14 protein-coding genes and 1 pseudogene are annotated in these 16,883 nt (G+C 42.0%); 8 read left to right on the top strand and 7 right to left on the bottom strand.

Features of this window, described 5'->3' with window-relative positions; genetic code table 11:
* Positions 1-188 precede the first annotated feature (188 nt).
* Positions 189-1,576 (top strand): annotated as a pseudogene (locus NSTC731_RS20795) (IS4 family transposase).
* 150 nt (positions 1,577-1,726) lie between these two features.
* Here the strand turns inward: NSTC731_RS20795 and ruvC are convergent.
* Complete coding sequence (gene ruvC, locus NSTC731_RS20790; RefSeq protein WP_322668374.1) at positions 1,727-2,218, bottom strand: crossover junction endodeoxyribonuclease RuvC; 492 nt, start codon at positions 2,216-2,218, stop codon at positions 1,727-1,729.
* A 174-nt stretch (positions 2,219-2,392) separates the two neighbouring features.
* On the opposite strand from ruvC, the gene NSTC731_RS20785 reads away from it, so the two are divergent.
* The 3 genes from NSTC731_RS20785 to NSTC731_RS20775 all read left to right on the top strand — a co-directional run bounded on the left by NSTC731_RS20785 (position 2,393) and on the right by NSTC731_RS20775 (position 6,037).
* Positions 2,393-3,763, top strand: coding sequence for a gluconeogenesis factor YvcK family protein (locus NSTC731_RS20785; protein ID WP_445626596.1), 1,371 nt, complete (start codon positions 2,393-2,395; stop codon positions 3,761-3,763).
* Between the two features lie 55 nt (positions 3,764-3,818).
* Positions 3,819-4,274 carry a tRNA (adenosine(37)-N6)-threonylcarbamoyltransferase complex ATPase subunit type 1 TsaE gene (tsaE, locus tag NSTC731_RS20780; protein WP_445626595.1) on the top strand — a complete coding sequence of 152 codons (456 nt, stop codon included), beginning with the start codon at positions 3,819-3,821 and terminating at the stop codon, positions 4,272-4,274.
* Between the two features lie 1,136 nt (positions 4,275-5,410).
* The gene (locus NSTC731_RS20775; protein ID WP_445626594.1) at positions 5,411-6,037 is read left to right on the top strand and encodes a PadR family transcriptional regulator; all 627 of its coding nucleotides are present in this window, start codon (positions 5,411-5,413) and stop codon (positions 6,035-6,037) included.
* Positions 6,038-6,378: 341 nt separating this feature from the next.
* Here the strand turns inward: NSTC731_RS20775 and NSTC731_RS20770 are convergent, their stop codons facing one another.
* Positions 6,379-7,110, bottom strand: a complete 732-nt coding sequence (locus NSTC731_RS20770) for an SDR family oxidoreductase (RefSeq protein WP_445626593.1) — start codon at positions 7,108-7,110, stop codon at positions 6,379-6,381.
* A gap of 207 nt (positions 7,111-7,317) precedes the next feature.
* On the opposite strand from NSTC731_RS20770, the gene NSTC731_RS20765 reads away from it, so the two are divergent.
* Entirely contained in the window at positions 7,318-8,352 is a 1,035-nt protein-coding gene (locus tag NSTC731_RS20765) for an AraC family transcriptional regulator (protein WP_445626592.1), read from the top strand.
* Here NSTC731_RS20765 and NSTC731_RS20760 read toward each other — a convergent pair.
* Positions 8,326-9,012, bottom strand: coding sequence for an HAD family hydrolase (locus NSTC731_RS20760; RefSeq protein WP_445626591.1), 687 nt, complete (start codon positions 9,010-9,012; stop codon positions 8,326-8,328). The genes NSTC731_RS20765 and NSTC731_RS20760 overlap by 27 nt on opposite strands.
* Positions 9,013-9,248: 236 nt before the next feature.
* Between NSTC731_RS20760 and NSTC731_RS20755 the strand changes: the two genes are divergently transcribed.
* On the top strand, positions 9,249-10,022 hold the full coding sequence (locus tag NSTC731_RS20755) for a glucosamine-6-phosphate deaminase (protein ID WP_445626590.1): 774 nt from the start codon (positions 9,249-9,251) through the stop codon (positions 10,020-10,022).
* 347 nt (positions 10,023-10,369) lie between these two features.
* On the opposite strand, the gene NSTC731_RS20750 is transcribed toward NSTC731_RS20755, so the two are convergent.
* Complete coding sequence (locus NSTC731_RS20750; protein WP_445626589.1) at positions 10,370-10,684, bottom strand: hypothetical protein; 315 nt, start codon at positions 10,682-10,684, stop codon at positions 10,370-10,372.
* 362 nt (positions 10,685-11,046) lie between these two features.
* Between NSTC731_RS20750 and NSTC731_RS20745 the strand changes: the two genes are divergently transcribed.
* On the top strand, positions 11,047-12,129 hold the full coding sequence (locus NSTC731_RS20745) for a class I fructose-bisphosphate aldolase (RefSeq protein ID WP_445626588.1): 1,083 nt from the start codon (positions 11,047-11,049) through the stop codon (positions 12,127-12,129).
* Between the two features lie 81 nt (positions 12,130-12,210).
* On the opposite strand, the gene NSTC731_RS20740 is transcribed toward NSTC731_RS20745, so the two are convergent.
* Together NSTC731_RS20740 and NSTC731_RS20735 are read right to left on the bottom strand one after the other, a co-directional pair.
* Positions 12,211-13,671 carry an inorganic phosphate transporter gene (locus NSTC731_RS20740; RefSeq protein WP_445626587.1) on the bottom strand — a complete coding sequence of 487 codons (1,461 nt, stop codon included), beginning with the start codon at positions 13,669-13,671 and terminating at the stop codon, positions 12,211-12,213.
* A 477-nt stretch (positions 13,672-14,148) separates the two neighbouring features.
* Positions 14,149-14,817 (bottom strand): ribonuclease T2 family protein, encoded by a 669-nt coding sequence (locus NSTC731_RS20735; RefSeq protein ID WP_445626586.1) that lies wholly within the window; start codon positions 14,815-14,817, stop codon positions 14,149-14,151.
* A gap of 274 nt (positions 14,818-15,091) precedes the next feature.
* Here NSTC731_RS20735 and NSTC731_RS20730 point away from each other — a divergent pair, with 274 nt between their 5' ends.
* Positions 15,092-16,258, top strand: coding sequence for a pyridoxal phosphate-dependent aminotransferase (locus tag NSTC731_RS20730; protein ID WP_445626585.1), 1,167 nt, complete (start codon positions 15,092-15,094; stop codon positions 16,256-16,258).
* Positions 16,259-16,474: 216 nt separating this feature from the next.
* On the opposite strand, the gene NSTC731_RS20725 is transcribed toward NSTC731_RS20730, so the two are convergent.
* Positions 16,475-16,732, bottom strand: a complete 258-nt coding sequence (locus tag NSTC731_RS20725; protein WP_445626584.1) for a helix-turn-helix domain-containing protein — start codon at positions 16,730-16,732, stop codon at positions 16,475-16,477.
* Between the last annotated feature and the right edge of the window lie 151 nt (positions 16,733-16,883).

Raw genomic sequence — 16,883 nt, 5'->3', positions numbered from 1 at the left:
TGATATTTAATTTTTCTATCCCATAAGGACGGAAGAGTCTTATTCTCCTTTTTCAATTGGGCTATATCCATAGCCACAGTACCTGAATTTTCCCGTTAAGTCTCGAAAACCTTGCTGGTAAAGGATTTAAGAAACAGCACAGTAAATCCAGTACAGTAATTGAAATCGGGTGCTAAAGGTAACAAGCAATGCTGGACTGGTGGGAGAAAAATTTTGCAACTTTAGAATTAGGCGATCGCCGATTAAATGAGCGTGCAATGTCAATCGGCTATGCTCTAAGTCTTGGATTTGGCAAAGCACTGTCGGAAGTTTTTAAAAGTGGAACCGTACTCAAAACAGATCCGTGAGTTTTTGCTAACCCAAAAGTGGAATTTTCCAGGGTGATTGAGCCGCACTGTCAAATGACGGCGGAAACTGTTGCAGAACGCGATGTAGTGCTGTGCGTCGGAGATACAAGTTTTCTTGATTATGGCAGTATTAAAGCTAAAACAGAAGGTTACGGGCCAATTGGTAAGGCAGGTAATGGTCTAATATTACACAGTGCCTTAGCCATAGAGCCTCAGAATGGTCAATCAATAGGTTTGTTGTGGCAAAAACTTTGGAATCGGGAGCCAAAGCCGAAACCACCACAAGATGAAACCCCAACACAGAAGAAGAAACGGCAAGCAGCAGCCCGTAAAGAAGCCCGAAATCGCCCGTTTGAACAAAAAGAATCGTATAAATGGGTAGAGGCACTCACAACGGTAGAAAATCTTGTGAGCCAGCGCACAAGAGTGATTCATGTTTTCGACCGCGAAGGTGATATTACAGAAGTTTTTGATAAACTTCGCCAACTCAAGCACACCAGAGTTCTTGTTCGGGCAGCTCATAACCGCAGTTTAGATTCTAATAGTGAGCGTCTATGGTCGAAATTAGAAGCACAACCTATCAGTTTTGAACAGAAAATTGAATTACCATCCACGAACCAGCGATCTGCCCGGCAAACCAAATTAGCTATCAGATTTTGTCAAGTTAATCTCCGTACACCTTATCGTTTTGATAACCGTGACCCACAACAGGTCTACGCTGTTTATGCCACTGAGATTGGTTGTCCAGATAGTGAATCACCCGTGGAATGGATGTTGCTAACAACGGAAGTTATTGCAGATAGTCAGATGGCTTCTACGATTTTACACTGGTACACGTAACGGAAAGCGTGTTGAAGAATATCATAAAATTTTCTCTTTCGGGATGTCAGGTAGAAAAATATCGGCTTGCTGCTGAAGGCATGAAGGCTCTGATTGGATTCTTGAGTGTGATTGCTGTAGAACTGTTGCAGTTAAATTATTTACACCGCACTCAACCCTTAGCCCTGGCAATTGAAATTCTCAATCCTCTTGAACTTAAAATTTTAAAAGCTAAGTCTCCCAAAGCACCCACAGTCCTCACAGTTAGCTGGGCCGTTGAAGCCGTTGCTCGTCTTGGTGGCTACTTAGAACATCGAAGTAAAACACCCATTGGTATTCAAGTACTGTGGCGAGGTTGGTTAAAATTACACGACCTCTGTCAAGGCTGGCAGCTTGCAAAAGACACTTAACGGGAAAAGTCAGCCACAGTACAAGTACTAACTATAAACTTATACACTAAGCTAAAGAGTAAAGACAGATGTGCCAGTTGGTTTCTAACTTTATTCTCTAGTTTCCAACTTTATTATTCAGTTTCCAACTTTATTCTCGTTTTACAAAACCTACAGTTGATAAGAAGCCGTCAAAGCCACTGCTAAAGCATCCGCAGCATCATCCGGCTTAGGAATTTCATCTAAATCTAACTCCCGCGCCACCGCTTCTTGCACTTCTGACTTATCAGCATTGCCATAGCCTGTTAAAGCTTGTTTAATTTGAGCCGGAGTAAACTCTACATAAGGAAGACGACGCTGCCCCAACACTAAAATGACTATACCCCGCGCCTGTGCAACCAGGATAGTACTTGACATCCGATAGAAGAAGAGTTTCTCGATTGCCACTAAGTCTGGTTGAAATTCCTCTATCAGGGTGTGTAAATCATCAAACAAGGTACATAAGCGCTGGCCCATTTCTACATCTGCTGACGTTTTAATTACTCCAAAATCCAGCATATTTACTGTAGTCTCTTGCACCTTTTTGAGATTTTGTGTACAGCTAATTGCCCCAAATCCTAAAATTGCCAGTCCTGGATCTAATCCTAAAATTCGTTTTTCCATTAAATTCACTTTTATCAAGCCAGGGTATTGTTTAACTAGAAATCCTGGCAATGTTCACGACTTGCTCTTAGTCTAATAGGATTGATAAATATAATAGTTTCACGCCTGGTTTTTTAAACCAAGCGGTGTAAATTTTCTGTTAATTATTGTTTGTAGCACTGCTCCAAATCAGGTATGTCAATTGGTTTTCTCAGACAAGCCCTCAACGCCCTGCAAAAGCAGTCGCGCTCTCGTACTTCCTATCGAGTTAACCAGTGGTTCAAATGGTTATCCCCTGGACTATCGGTAAAACGTTGGTTGTTAATTAGTGTTGGGGGTGTACTGCTGGCGAGTTTGGGGTTAGCCATTTGGATTAAGCTAACCCCAATTTTTTGGATGATTGAGTTGGTTAGAGGTTTCTTGGGAGTAATCACCAACCTCTTACCGAACTATATCAGTGGGCCTTTGGTACTGCTTGGCGGCTTGCTGTTAGTGCTTTGGGGGCAAACTCGGACTGTCGGCTCAATTACTAAGGTACTAAGAGCAGAAGGCGGAGAGGAACTCATTGATGTCTTGCTGGCCCATCGTCGATTGTACCGAGGCCCAAAAATAGTGGTAATTGGTGGTGGTACGGGACTTTCTACGTTGTTGAGAGGACTGAAAACCTACAGCGCTAATATTACCGCGATTGTCACTGTCGCCGATGATGGTGGATCTTCTGGGCGTTTGCGTCAAGAATTTGGAGTGCTACCACCAGGAGATATTCGTAATTGTTTGGCTGCACTAGCAGATGAAGAAAAGTTATTAACAGAATTGTTTCAATACCGTTTTCGGGCTGGAGATGGGTTAACTGGTCACAGTTTTGGCAATTTGTTTTTAACGGCAATGAGTGATATTACTGGAGATTTAGAACAAGCAGTTGCAGCCAGTTCTAAAGTTCTAGCGGTGCGAGGACAAGTACTACCAGCAACTCTCAGTGATGTTCGCCTCTGGGCAGAATTAGCCGATGGTCGTCGGATTGAGGGGGAGTCTAGTATTCCCAAAGCTGGCGGTAAAATTGTCAAAATTGGCTGCATTCCGGCTAATCCTCCGGCGGTGCCAGCAGCTATTAAAGCAATTAAAGAAGCTGATTACATTATTATTGGCCCAGGTAGCCTTTATACAAGCTTAATTCCTAATTTATTAGTACCAGAAATTGCCGATGCGATCGCTCAATCAGATGCCCCCCGTATTTATATCTGCAATATCATGACTCAACCAGGAGAAACTGAAGGCTATACTGTTGCCGATCACATCAGAGCAATTGATGCTGCTTGCGGACAAAGACGACTATTCGATGCTGTATTAATACACAAAAAATCTCCTTCGGAGCAATCACTTATCCGCTACGCCCAACAAAACTCTCATCCCGTTTTCCTTGATAGAGAAGCCGTAACTCAACTAGGGCGACGGATTGTTCCAGCTAATGTTTTGTATGAAGATGAAACAGGTTTTGTACGTCACAATCCGCAGAAACTAGCACAAGTGTTATTACGGTGGTACGGTAGAGGTCATCACTTAAGATAAAAAATTAGTCATTTGTTCTTTGTTTAGACTAATGACTAATGACTAATGACTAATTATGAAAATTTTTCTTGCAGATACAGAAGCGACGCTGCGCTTAGGTATTACTCTTGGCGAATCCCTGACACCTGGCAGCGTGATTTTACTAGAAGGTGATTTGGGCGCTGGTAAAACTACTTTAGTTCAAGGCATTGGTAAAGGTTTAGGAATTGCTGAACCCATTGTCAGTCCTACTTTCACGCTGATTAATGAGTACACTGAAGGACGCTTTCCCCTTTACCATCTGGATTTATATCGCTTGGAACCGCAAGAAGTCGCAACCCTAAATTTAGAAAGTTACTGGGAAGGTGTTGAAGTGATACTAGGAATTGTGGCAGTTGAATGGGCAGAACGATTACCCTACAAGCCAGATAGTTATCTGAGCGTGAGTTTGACTTATGGATATGAAGGCACTCGTCAAGTCGAACTCACACCATTCAATTGTGCCATTAGCAAAATCATTGCCGCAATTTAAGCTCATTTCCCGCCTAAAGTACGAGGGATTTTAGTTTTTTGACCGCAACACTCAAAAATTCCTGCAAATAATCGAGAGAGAACTTTACACTCGTCCTATCTGCCACTACCACGTTCGCCACCGTCAGTTTCTAACATTGTTATCTCAACCAAAACAAAAATATTTAATCAGCTTTTCTTCAATAGAAAACTGGTAGTCAGCTTTGCTGACACCTGCTCCTATAAATTTAGGAGAGTTCCCAACACACTGGCTTTCTTTAAAAGGGAGACTATTTTTTCTTTCACTCCCTCAAATCCAGGCGGGGTTATCTTATCCGAATAGTATTGAACCTAAAGTGATTCTTAACTAAATAGGATATATGAATCAAGCAAGTGTAAATAAACTGTTGTTGGGGTCAATGAAAGTTTTGAGAGAACTTAGTCAGCTTCGATTGAATCTGATTAGTTCCCTACGTGGTTTAAAAAAGGAATCTAGATTATTTAGCAGCGAATGCTAGTAAAAAAGTTAAACAATCATCAGTTTATGTATAATTTTAACTTTTCTCACACTTAGTATTCCCAAGTTAAGTTCACAATCTATACAAAAAAATAAAGTATTTTATAAATTCACAAAATTAGTTCTAATAATTTTAACTAGCAATAAATTCTTATATTCACATCTGTAATTAACACCGATTTCAATAAAATATTTAACTAAAATATCTCGTATTTATACATATTTTATCTAGAAATACAAGACACAAAAAAAGCAAACCATCTAAAAATACGGGGTTTTATCTGTAGACTGAACTTTTTGTTACACCTATCACTTCAGAATCAAGTAAAAATGCTTAATTTACGACTAAACGCCGTAGATTAAGCATTTTTGCAATGGGTAGAGTCTCAATGCTTGTCGGGTTTTGGGAGGGGAAAGAAAAAACCTTTAACCTTTAGCCTTTAACCTTTTCCCCAAATCCAATTCCGAGTTAAAAATCCACAAAGCGTGCAGTATTGGGTAGAGTCTTTTGTCGAACAAGTGCAGACTCTTAACTAGTTGATGCTACTTTTGTTACAAATCTTAACCAAAATTCTATTCCGATATATCGGAATATATCGCGATATATCGTATATTAGAGAAAGTTGATTTGAGATTTACTTATGTTTAGACATTTTCGGTCACGTTTTGGCGCACCTGCATGGGCAGGAGTTAGCGAAGAGGATTCATTGCTTGTCAGGTCTTGGTTTGGACATGGCAAGCATCATGGTAGACATCATGACAAACGCTTTGATAATGAAATGTTTGGTCGTGGTTGGGGAGATGAATACCGGACTCGTCGGGGTGACATCAAGTTCATTCTGCTGGAATTGTTATCTGAGCATCCTAGTCATGGTTACGACCTGATTAAAGAGATGGAAACTCGCTATGGTGGTTTCCGTCGCCTCAGTCCTGGCTCAGTGTATCCAACACTCCAATTGCTGGAAGAAGGAGGTTATCTCAAGAGCGCACAGGAAGGGGGCAAGCGGATTTATACGATTACGGATGAGGGTAAACAATTATTGGCAGAACGTTCCCAACAAGAACCTTCAGACACTCCTTGGGATACCTTCAAAAGTTTTGTTACAGGTAAGCCCCAAGAGTTTATTGAGTTGCGGAATGCCGCCACAGAGTTAGCTGCTGCGGTGGCGCAGGTGGCTCGTAGTGGCAATATGGAGCGGATAAATCGGGTGCGCGAGCTTTTAGAGCAAGTTAAACGGGAAATTTACGCGATTCTGGCTGAAAAATAAGTAGAGGCTCGTAGTAAGACTTTAGTCCTTAGTTTCTAAGCAGCAAATTGCTTACTACAAACCCTCTAGTACTTTGCTCACGCTGTCGATCGCATTAGCGTTCGCTGTCCAACATCTGCATTTGATGTCGATCGTAACGAGTGCCTGCGATCGCAGATGCAGGAATTGCTGCTTCAATACGGGTTAGTCTTCTGGGGATAGATTTACATGGAGCTAGGGGAAAAATAGTTAGACCATTGAACCAAGTTGGCGATGTTGAATTTTATTTTGGGTAGTCATATAGGGCTTCTCAGTTGTTTTACTACTAGCTTAGATTCAAAATTCTTCGCATCTTTGCGTAACTATACGCTGCCTGTAGGACGCACGATAATCTCATTCACATCAACGTCATCCGGTTGTTCGATTGCAAAGGCGATCGCTCTGGCGATCGCTTCCGCCGGAAGCGCAATCTTGCGGAATTCCTCCATACCTTTGCCAGCTTCGGGGTCAGTAATGCTATCGGCTAGTTCCGACTCCGTTACACCCGGTGAAATAACTGTAACGCGAATGTCAGTATTTTCCTGACGCAGCCCCTCCGAAATTGCCAACACCGCGAACTTAGTTGCTGAATAAACAGCGCAGGTTGGCCAGACAGCATGTCCGCCGATGGAGGACAAGTTGACGAACTGGCCAAATCCCTGGCGTTTCATCAGCGGTAGCCCAGCAGCGATGCCATTGAGTACGCCACGGATGTTCACATCAATCATCCAGTCCCATTCATCAACTTTCAGCGCTTCTAGCTTCGAGAGCGGCATAACGCCTGCATTGTTAACGATGACATCAATGCGGCCAAATTTGCTCTGAGCAAATTCTACAAAGGCTTGGAAGTCGGCGCGATTAGTAACATCAAGAGTCTGATACTCCGCCGAGCCTCCCTCAGCGCGGATTGTAGCCACGAGCTTTTCTAGCCGCTCCGTGCGTCGTGCGCCCAGGATGACGTGGATGTCCTTACGAGCGAGTAGACGTGCTGTCGCCTCACCGATACCGCTACTTGCGCCTGTAATTAGTACGACTTTCTGTTGGTTGGTAGTCATAAAACCGGATCTCCAAGTTGTTGTATTCTCTAGCACACTCTTAATCTAAGGGAGTCAAAGCTTGATGCGGTAATCTGAACCTGCGAAATTCTTGCCTAATCCTGCATTTTTATTCATGTTTATCATAAAAAGATAAACTGACCTCAGCGGCTAAATAGATTGCGGCTGCCCTGAATGTTAGTTTAATAAAGGATTTCAAACAACATTATGGAACAGACTGTTAGAAAGCAGCAGTCCGAGCTAGCCGCTCTGATTGCACAAAACAGTAATGGAGATGGTGTCCATCCCACAGCGATCGAGCGGTTATTCCTGATCCGTTCATTACAACCTACTGCCCCTCTCCATACCCTGCATGAGCCTGCCCTTTGCATCGTCGCTCAGGGCAAGAAACAGGTAATGCTGGCAGACAATCTGTATGTTTATGGTCAAGACCAATATCTGGTGGTGTCGGTCGATCTGCCTGTCGTTGGGCAAGTGATTGAAGCGACACCAAGCCTTCCGTATCTGTGTCTTCGGCTCGATTTAGATCCCGGAGAACTCAGCACACTGATGATGGAGGCAAAACTAGACGCTCCCACTAACCAACCACTAAAACCGGGTTTGTCTATTAATCCTGTTAGCCCACAACTACTTGATGCTGCAATCCGACTTGTACGGTTGTTGGAAACGCCCCAAGATATTGCCATCCTCGCACCTTTGATGGTCCGAGAAATTTTCTACCGTTTGTTATCTGGCGAACACAGTGCTAGATTGCGACAGATTGCTTTAGTCGATAAACAATTCCAAGCAATTAGCAGAGCGATCAACTGGCTGAAATGGAACTACGAAAAACCATTTCGGATCGATACGATCGCTCGTGAAGCGCGCATGAGTCCCTCGTCGCTTCATCATCACTTTAAGTCTGTCACCACCATGAGTCCTTTGCAATATCAAAAACAACTTCGGCTTCAACAAGCCCGTCGTCTGATGCTGGGGCAAGGTATGGATGCAGCAACAGCTAGTCATTATGTGGGTTATGAAAGTCCCTCACAGTTCAGCCGTGAATACAGTCGCTTGTTCGGCGCACCACCGTTGCGTGATATGGCTCGGTTAAAAAGTGGAGTTTTTGGGGATGGGGAGAAATCAATTCAAAATTCAAAATTCAAAATTCAAAATTCAAAATTAAAGAATTTCTGCCTTCTGCCTCCTGCCTCCTGCCTCCTCTTCCCCATGTCCTCAAAAATTAGAAGCGATCGCACTTAAATCTGGCTCGATGAGTGAGTTTAGCAATGTCCATAACTGCAAATCAGTAAAGTCTGGAATTGCCATAAATGCACCGACTGACTGCAAAATTTGCGGATCGTGGGTGGAGGCGATGCCAATGGTGCGGATATCTGCACCCACTGCTGAACGAATCCCAGAGGGAGAGTCTTCTAAAGCGATCGCTTCTTCTGCTGTAATCCCCAATTTATTCAGGGCAACTTGGTAGGGCACAGGATCGGGTTTACCTGCAATACAATCATCCGCTAAAACAACTGTATGGAAAGCTTCTTTTATCCCCAAAACCTCTAGCATAAATTCTGCATTTAATCTAGGAGCATTAGTTACTAATGCTCGTTTTAATTGATGTGTTTCTGTCCATGCTAGTAGTTCAGAAAATCCACTTAGCGGTTTGAGATGTGGGGCTAGCTTGCGGAAGAACGCCTCTTTTTCGTCTGCAAATTGTTGCCCTTCTGCTGCCGATAATTGTGGCAGAATGTCTTTAACAATTTCTGGATTTAGCCTTCCACTAATTCGGGATTTATAAAATGTTTCATCTATTTCTATGCTGTAATTTAACAGCATTTCCCGCCAAGCTCGGTAGTGTATAGGATCGGTATTGACAATAGTGCCGTCTAGGTCAAAAAGAATTGCAGCCAGCATGATTTTTGGGTAAAATGTAAATAATTGTTAACTTAATTTAAATAGTTTACATTGTTTTTTGCCTTTAGTGATTGTTCCTTTGTTAATACGGGGATTGGGGACTGGAGAAGAAAATTTCAAGAGTCACAAATTACTTTGCTAAATCCTAAAATCTATACTAGATAGGGCATATAAGGGTAGACAGGTAAAACCTCTGGGCAAACTGCCGTATAATTGATAACCTTCTTCGTAAGCAAATGGTAGCCGCCACAAACTTTTTTCGCGTTGACGATTTATTAGTGCAGATTTACAACTCTGAAGTCGAAATGGCCGAGGATGTTGCCGTAATCGTGCAAAAGTATTTACAGCAAGTTCTTAATCTTCAGGATACAGCTGCTGTATTGTTAGCTACAGGTAACTCCCAACTCAAATTTCTTGATGCTTTGATTGCATTGGGTGATGTAGATTGGTCGCGGATTATTGTGTTCCATCTAGATGAATATTTGGGAATTACTGCCGATCATTCTGCTAGTTTTCGGCGTTATATGCGAGAACGTGTAGAAAATCGGGTTAATCCTAAGAAATTTCACTATATAGAAGGTGATACATTACAACCAGTAGCAGAGTGCGATCGCTACACTAAATTATTGCAAGCACAACCGATTGACTTATGCTGTCTTGGTGTTGGCGAAAATGGACATTTAGCTTTTAACGATCCAACTGTAGCAAATTTTCAAGATCCTTACAGCGTAAAACTGGTAAAGCTGGATACTGTAAACCGTCAGCAACAAGTAAGTACAGGTCACTTTCCGAATTTAGAAAATGTTCCACAGTATGCTTTTACTGTCACCATCCCAACAATTTGTTCGGCTAAAAAAATTATCTGTCTTGCTCCAGAAAAACGTAAAGCGAATGTGGTAAAAGATATGCTGCAAAGCTATATCGGTACAGACTGTCCAGCTTCTATTCTTCGTCAACAACCACAAGCAACGTTGTTTTTAGATGTTAATTCTGCTAGTAGACTAGAATAAATTTTGACTTATTAACACCTAAATATTCCAAGCTAATTATTGCAGCGATCGCTGGAATTGCAATTCAGAAGCTTTGCAAAGTGGCAGATTTTTCTTAGCTGACATTCAAAACAACCAATAGATGCTATTGGACAAGCTATTCTATGTTTTATCGCCGCTCAAGGGGAAGGGGCTATAGTCAGGCGCCAAACTCTATTGCAACAGTTCCCTGATGCTGATATTATTTTCAACTTGCTGTTGCAACGGAAGTTAATTGAGGAAGTTGACGACGGCTATCGCTTCCAAGTGGAGTTTATTCGTCGCTGGTTTATTTGAATTATGTCTGATAAGTTAACTTCTGACAAATACTACTTGTGCTGGCGTAATTGCTCTACTATATAATCTTCTAGTTCTTGTTTTTCTCTGTTACTAGCATTTCGTTGATAAGTTCTTCCAGTTTCTTGAATAAACCTACGTTTCTCGCTGGGAGAAGATTTGAGTTTACCTCCAGTTCCTTGCAACTTTTGCTGTAATTCTTCCCAAGTTTTTTCACCCACACTTTCACCTAGTTTGACCAGTGCCTTTGGGAGTAACATTTTTGCTTCTCTTTGAAAATCTTCTTCTGTCTCAAGGGAAGCTAAATCTATATTGCTAAAGTCGATATCGATTTGAAACTTATTCATACGATTGTATTTATTTTGTTCAAAATTATTATCAAAATCCGGTAAAGATGGGTTTTCACTTTTCAGTTACGATCGCCAGATAGTATGATTGTACTGTTTGATGTTGGTCACTGTTGAAAATATCAATTCCGAAAGTTGATTTAATACTTCCGGTAGTATAGCCTTACTTAATCATTCATCACAAGATTCTCGGCTTATTGAAACAAGTGGGAAATCTCAGCCTTTTGGTTTTCATTTATAAAAGAAGATTGCTATATATTCAAAAAGAATACACATAACTAATGACCGTACAACCAAGTTAGCAATATTAGAAATGCTATCTTAAAAACAAGGTCATTTGCTCAGTTTTTGAGGATAATACTATGACTACAACGCTCAAAGAGCCTAATTCTATTGAGTCATTGCTAGGTAAAGAGGCTGAAGACCTGCTTACTTACAAAGCAAAAGTTTCTCGTGATTTAATACATTTGCCGGGCCCAGACTTTGTAGATCGCATCTGGCTCAACAGCGATCGCAATCCTCAAGTATTGCGTAATCTCCACTTACTTTACTCTACTGGTCGTCTGGCAAATACAGGCTATCTCTCGATTTTACCAGTAGACCAAGGGATTGAACACTCAGCTGGCGCGTCTTTTGCGCCCAATCCAATTTACTTTGACCCAGAAAATATTGTCAAGTTAGCGATCGCCGCAGATTGCAATGCTGTTGCTACTACTTTGGGGACATTAGGTATAGTTTCGCGCAAGTATGCCCACAAAATTCCCTTTATTGCCAAAATCAATCACAACGAATTGCTGACTTTCCCCAATCAATTTGACCAGGTATTGTTTGCGGATGTCGAACAAGCTTGGAATTTAGGGGCGGCGGCGATAGGTGCGACAATTTACTTTGGTTCGGAGCATTCTACCAGACAAATTCAAGAAATCAGCAAAGCTTTTAAACGCGCCCACGAACTCGGTTTGGCAACAATTCTCTGGTGTTATCTGCGGAATAACGCCTTTAAACAAGATAAAGATTACCACCTTGCGGCTGATCTTACCGGACAAGCGAATCATTTGGGCGTAACGATTGAAGCTGATATTATCAAACAAAAGTTACCCGAAAATAACAATGGTTACGGTGCAATTGCCAAAGCCAGTGGTAAGAGTTACGGCAAAACCGATGAGCGGGTTTACACAGAGTTGACAACCGATCACCCAATTGATTTAACTCGTTACCAAGTACTAAACTGCTACTCTGGGCGTGTCGGGTTGATTAATTCTGGTGGCGCGACTGGTAAAAATGATTTCGCCGAAGCAATACGCACCGCCGTAATCAACAAACGCGCTGGTGGTTCAGGATTAATTTCTGGGCGAAAAACCTTCCAACGTCCTTTTGAGGAAGGTGTAAAACTGTTTCACAACATTCAAGATGTTTACTTGTCGCCAGATGTGACGATAGCTTAAGAAGTCAAAAGGTAAAAGGCAAAAGTAAAAAGAAAAGAATCTTTTGCCTTTTTACTTTTTACTTTTCAATGCCCCATTGTCCTACTTCAAGCCTAGAATATTCAAGACTATATACAAGCCACCTGCGTATGTAGCAGAACCAAGCAGTACACAAACCGGCAGTGTCAGCACCCAGGCTAGGAGCAGATTTCTTAGAGTATCCATTTGCAAACCCGAATGGTTCGCCGCCATTGTACCCGCTACACCAGATGATAGTACGTGAGTGGTGCTGACTGGTAGACCGAAATAATCCGCAGCACCAATGGTTGTCATAGCTACTAACTCGGCGGAAGCTCCTTGAGCGTAAGTAAGGTGGTCTTTGCCAATCTTTTCACCTACTGTTACTACAATCCGCTTCCAACCAATCATTGTGCCAAGACCCAGTGCAATGGCAACGGCAAATTTTACCCAATTGGGAATGAATTTGGTTACTTTATCCAACTGCGTTTTATAACTGGTAAGCACCTCTTCTTGTTTGGTATTAGTTAATTTTTTCTGTTTGTCCAACTTTGCAATTGTTCCAGCTACTAGATACATATCAGTTCGTAATGAGCCAAGCTCATCCTTTGAAAGCTGCTTGAAACTAGTCTTATCAGCAAGCTTATCTTTGATTGTACGACTCTTAGCAGCAAGAGCTGGTAATGTTTTTTCGGTGGCTTCGTTACTTGGTTTGAGGTAGTCGGAAAGCTCATCTGAGACGTTTTGGTTGTTTAAGAATGTTCCAGGTAGTGGTTGTTGCAGCACTGAAATCACAGAGTTGGACGTAGCGGCCAACTGAGCGATCGCTCCTGCATTGGTATCTATATTCAGTGCAAACATACCTGGTAGAATGCCTACCAAGATGAGCATGATCAAACCCATACCTTTTTGACCATCATTTGAACCGTGGGCGAAGCTCACACCAGTACATGTCAAGATTAACAAAGCACGTATCCAAGGCGGCGGTGCTTTACCATGATCCGGCGCACGGTATAACTCTGGTCGTTTAATCAGTATCTTCGCTAGTATTAACAGCAGTGCGGCGCAGGTGAATCCAATAATTGGCGAAATCAGTAAAGATGTAAAAACTTCCTGTGCCTTTGCCCAATTCACGCCCTCACCAAAAATATGACCCGAAGACAACATTGAATTTGCTAAACCAACACCTATGATCGAGCCAATCAATGTGTGTGAACTGGATGCAGGTAAGCCCAAGTACCAGGTTCCCAAGTTCCACATGATCGCTGAAATCAAAAGTGCAAAGACCATTGCGAAGCCTGCACTTGAGCCAACATTGAGTACCAACTCAACAGGAAGCAGGGCAATAATGCCAAAAGCAACAGCTCCGCTTGATGTCAGCACACCAATTAGGTTCCAACAGCCTGACCAAACAACGGCAATATTTGGCTTTAGGGTGTTAGTATAAATGACCGTGGCAACTGCATTTGCAGTATCATGAAAACCATTGACAAACTCGAAGCCGAGTGCAAGACTCAGCGCCAAAGCCAGAAATAAATATTCCATTTAGCACTCCTAGTAAAAGACAAGAATGCACCCTGACTAAAATAATTTGTGTTGCAAAAAACTATTAAAACTGGGAAAAAACTTGGAGTTATTGCAATTCAGTGAGCTACACAAAAAGTTATAATTAGAAATACAACTTTGTGCTAAACAGATTTTCTGATTGCATCTGTTATTTCAAAATAAGAATAGGTTCTAATTACAATTAGAAGATTAGAATAAATAGGTTAAGGAATAAATAAGAAACAGTAAAAAAGAAATTAAGGAACTTCAAATCATAGTTATGGGGAGCAAGGGAGCAGGGGAGCAGAGGAGAAGTTACAGTAAGTTTTTCCCCTCTGCCCCTCTGCTTCTTTCATGCCCCATGCCCAATACAACTCTTGGAGAGCCTACGCCCTAAGCGTAGCTATGCCACAGGCTTTACGGCTTTGCTCAGTACAAGTCCCCAATGACAAATGACTAATGCCCCATTCCCGATTTTTATCTAACGTTTCTCAGTAGAAAATCTGGCTGACCACAACTTTTTTGCGATCGCTTCAAAATTTCGGCGCTACAAATACCAGGTTCGCCGTTTTTGGAATAACAAAAGAAGACTTCTTGCAAAAATCTTCCCGAACCAGAACAAAAAGGTGCTATACCATCAGCAGTAATTTGATTATTTGCACTCAAAAATGAATTTTTAAAATTTGTAATTGTGGTACGCACGGGTTTGGCCGGGCGATTGTAAGCTGCGGGAATAGCGATCGCATCTTTTAATTTTTTACTCAATCCCAAGTATTCCGCAGGAGTTTTCCCCGAACAAGTACCATGTTTTTCCCATTCATGATCGTAAAGTTTATTACTAGGATACAAATTGGGAAATTGCCGCTTTACTTCCGACGGTAATTTTTGCGTAGAACAATTAGCAGGATAACCAGTTTGATACTGCGGCCACAAACCATGTAGTACAAAACCAAGTTTCCTTCCAGAACCACACTGCTGCTTGTCACGGCTACCATTTGCCGCACAATAATCTGGCGACCAAGAGAGTGTCAGTACATAAAAATCAAATTTACCCGGAGTACCGCGATTTTGAGCAATAGCAGCATTAGGTATAAAAAGACCAGTAATTAACAGAGAAGATGCAATTAAAAGTTTCTTAATCTGCATAAAAACAACTAGTTTACCTAAAAATAAAGTTATACATAATACATGGTTAAGAGTCAATAATCAAACTGCTTTGCGGAGTTATTGGGCATTGGGCATTGGGCATTAGTTATTAATTATTCTCCCCTGCTCCCTGCTCCCTGCTCCCCTGCTCCCTGCTCCCCTGCTCCCCTGCTCCCTCATCTCCCCGATTTTCAACGAATTCAGAAAAAGCAAATCTTGGTAGGGATTCTGGGATATCCTTAGATAAGTGAAAGATTTGCCAAAAATAGTAAGAATGAAGCTGGCAGCAAGAGTAAGTCAGGTAACACCTTCATTAACCTTAGCGATCGCAGCCAAGGCTAAGGCACTGAAGGCGGAAGGAATAGATGTTTGTAGTTTTAGCGCTGGAGAACCAGATTTCGATACCCCAGCGCATATTAAAGCCGCAGCAGTCAAAGCTTTGGATGAAGGCAAAACCAAATATGGTGCAGCAGCCGGAGAACCAAAGTTAAGGGAAGCGATCGCCCATAAGCTTAAAATTGATAACGGTCTTGATTACAAGTCTGAGAATGTCATCGTCACCAATGGCGGTAAGCATTCTCTGTACAACTTAATGGTGGCATTGATCGATCCAGGTGATGAAGTAATTATCCCTGCACCTTACTGGCTAAGTTATCCCGAAATGGTGACTTTGGTAGGTGGAGTCCCGGTGATTGTGACTACAGATGCAACGACGGGTTATAAAATTACTCCCGAACAACTCCGTAAAACCATCACGCCGAAGACGAAGTTATTTATCCTCAACTCTCCATCTAATCCGACGGGGATGGTTTACACGCCAGATGAAATCAAAGCATTGGCGCAGGTAGTAGTTGATGCAGATATCTTTGTTGTCTCAGATGAGATTTACGAAAAGATTCTCTACGACGGTGCAGAACATATCAGCATCGGTTCTCTGGGGAAGGCAATTTTTGACCGGACTTTGATTAGTAATGGGTTTGCGAAGGCTTATTCTATGACTGGTTGGAGACTTGGTTATTTAGCGGGGCCTGTGGAAATCATTAAAGCAGCGAGTTCCATCCAAGGACATAGTACATCTAACGTGTGTACCTTTGCCCAATATGGTGCGATCGCAGCGCTGCAAAGTTCTCAAGATTGTGTCGAAGAAATGCGCCAAGCCTTCGCCAAACGACGACAGGTAATGCTAGACGGACTCAACGCCATTCCCGGATTGAGTACTGCAAAACCAGATGGCGCTTTTTATCTGTTCCCTGATATCAGCAAAACCGGTCTAAAATCCCTAGAATTTTGTGACGCTTTACTGGAAGAATATCAAGTTGCTGTCATTCCCGGAATTGCTTTTGGCGCTGATGACAATATTCGCCTTTCCTACGCCACAGATATGGCGACGATTGAAAAGGGAATGGATAGATTAGAGAAATTTGTCAAGTCGCGTATTTAGTCGGTTGTCATTTGTCACTTGTCACTTGTACTGAGCGTAGTCGTTGGCGCAGCCTCTCGTAGAGAAGTATTTGTCATTTGTGAGGAGCATTTCTCTACTCTTCAACTTTTTAACTCCACCTTTTCGACTCAGAACTGGTGGAGTTCATTTTTAAACCTCAAGTTTCGTGTTCTGAAGTTCAAGTTTCGCGTTCTGAAGCTCAAGTTCCAGGGGTTTTTAGTAAAACATGGCTGGTTTCATTGGCTCTATCTCATCTAAAAACAACTCACGGGATTCAAGATAATATAAGATGGCTTCAATAGGATCTCGTGCTTCGATTGGATAATACCTTTGCTCGTATGCTTTCACAAGCGTAGTTAAAACTTCCAAGCGGTCAAACTCTGGTGTATTTAGTTCTGCATCAAACAATCTTTCAATTTCATCAAGTGCAGCACGATAATCAGCTTCGGTGTGGATAAGATGGGTTTCAAGCATAGGTATTACTTCCTCAGATACTTATTGCATCTACGTTGTCATATTCTTTAAAGAATTATGCCCGTGAAGGCAATTATGCTGCCAACATCACCGAATATGAACAAAATAAACGAAATAACTTTATCTCTTTATTCATAAAATAATGAAAAGT

The sequence above is a fragment of the Nostoc sp. DSM 114167 genome (assembly GCF_052692655.1).
This window is presented reverse-complemented; position numbering and strand designations above follow the sequence as displayed.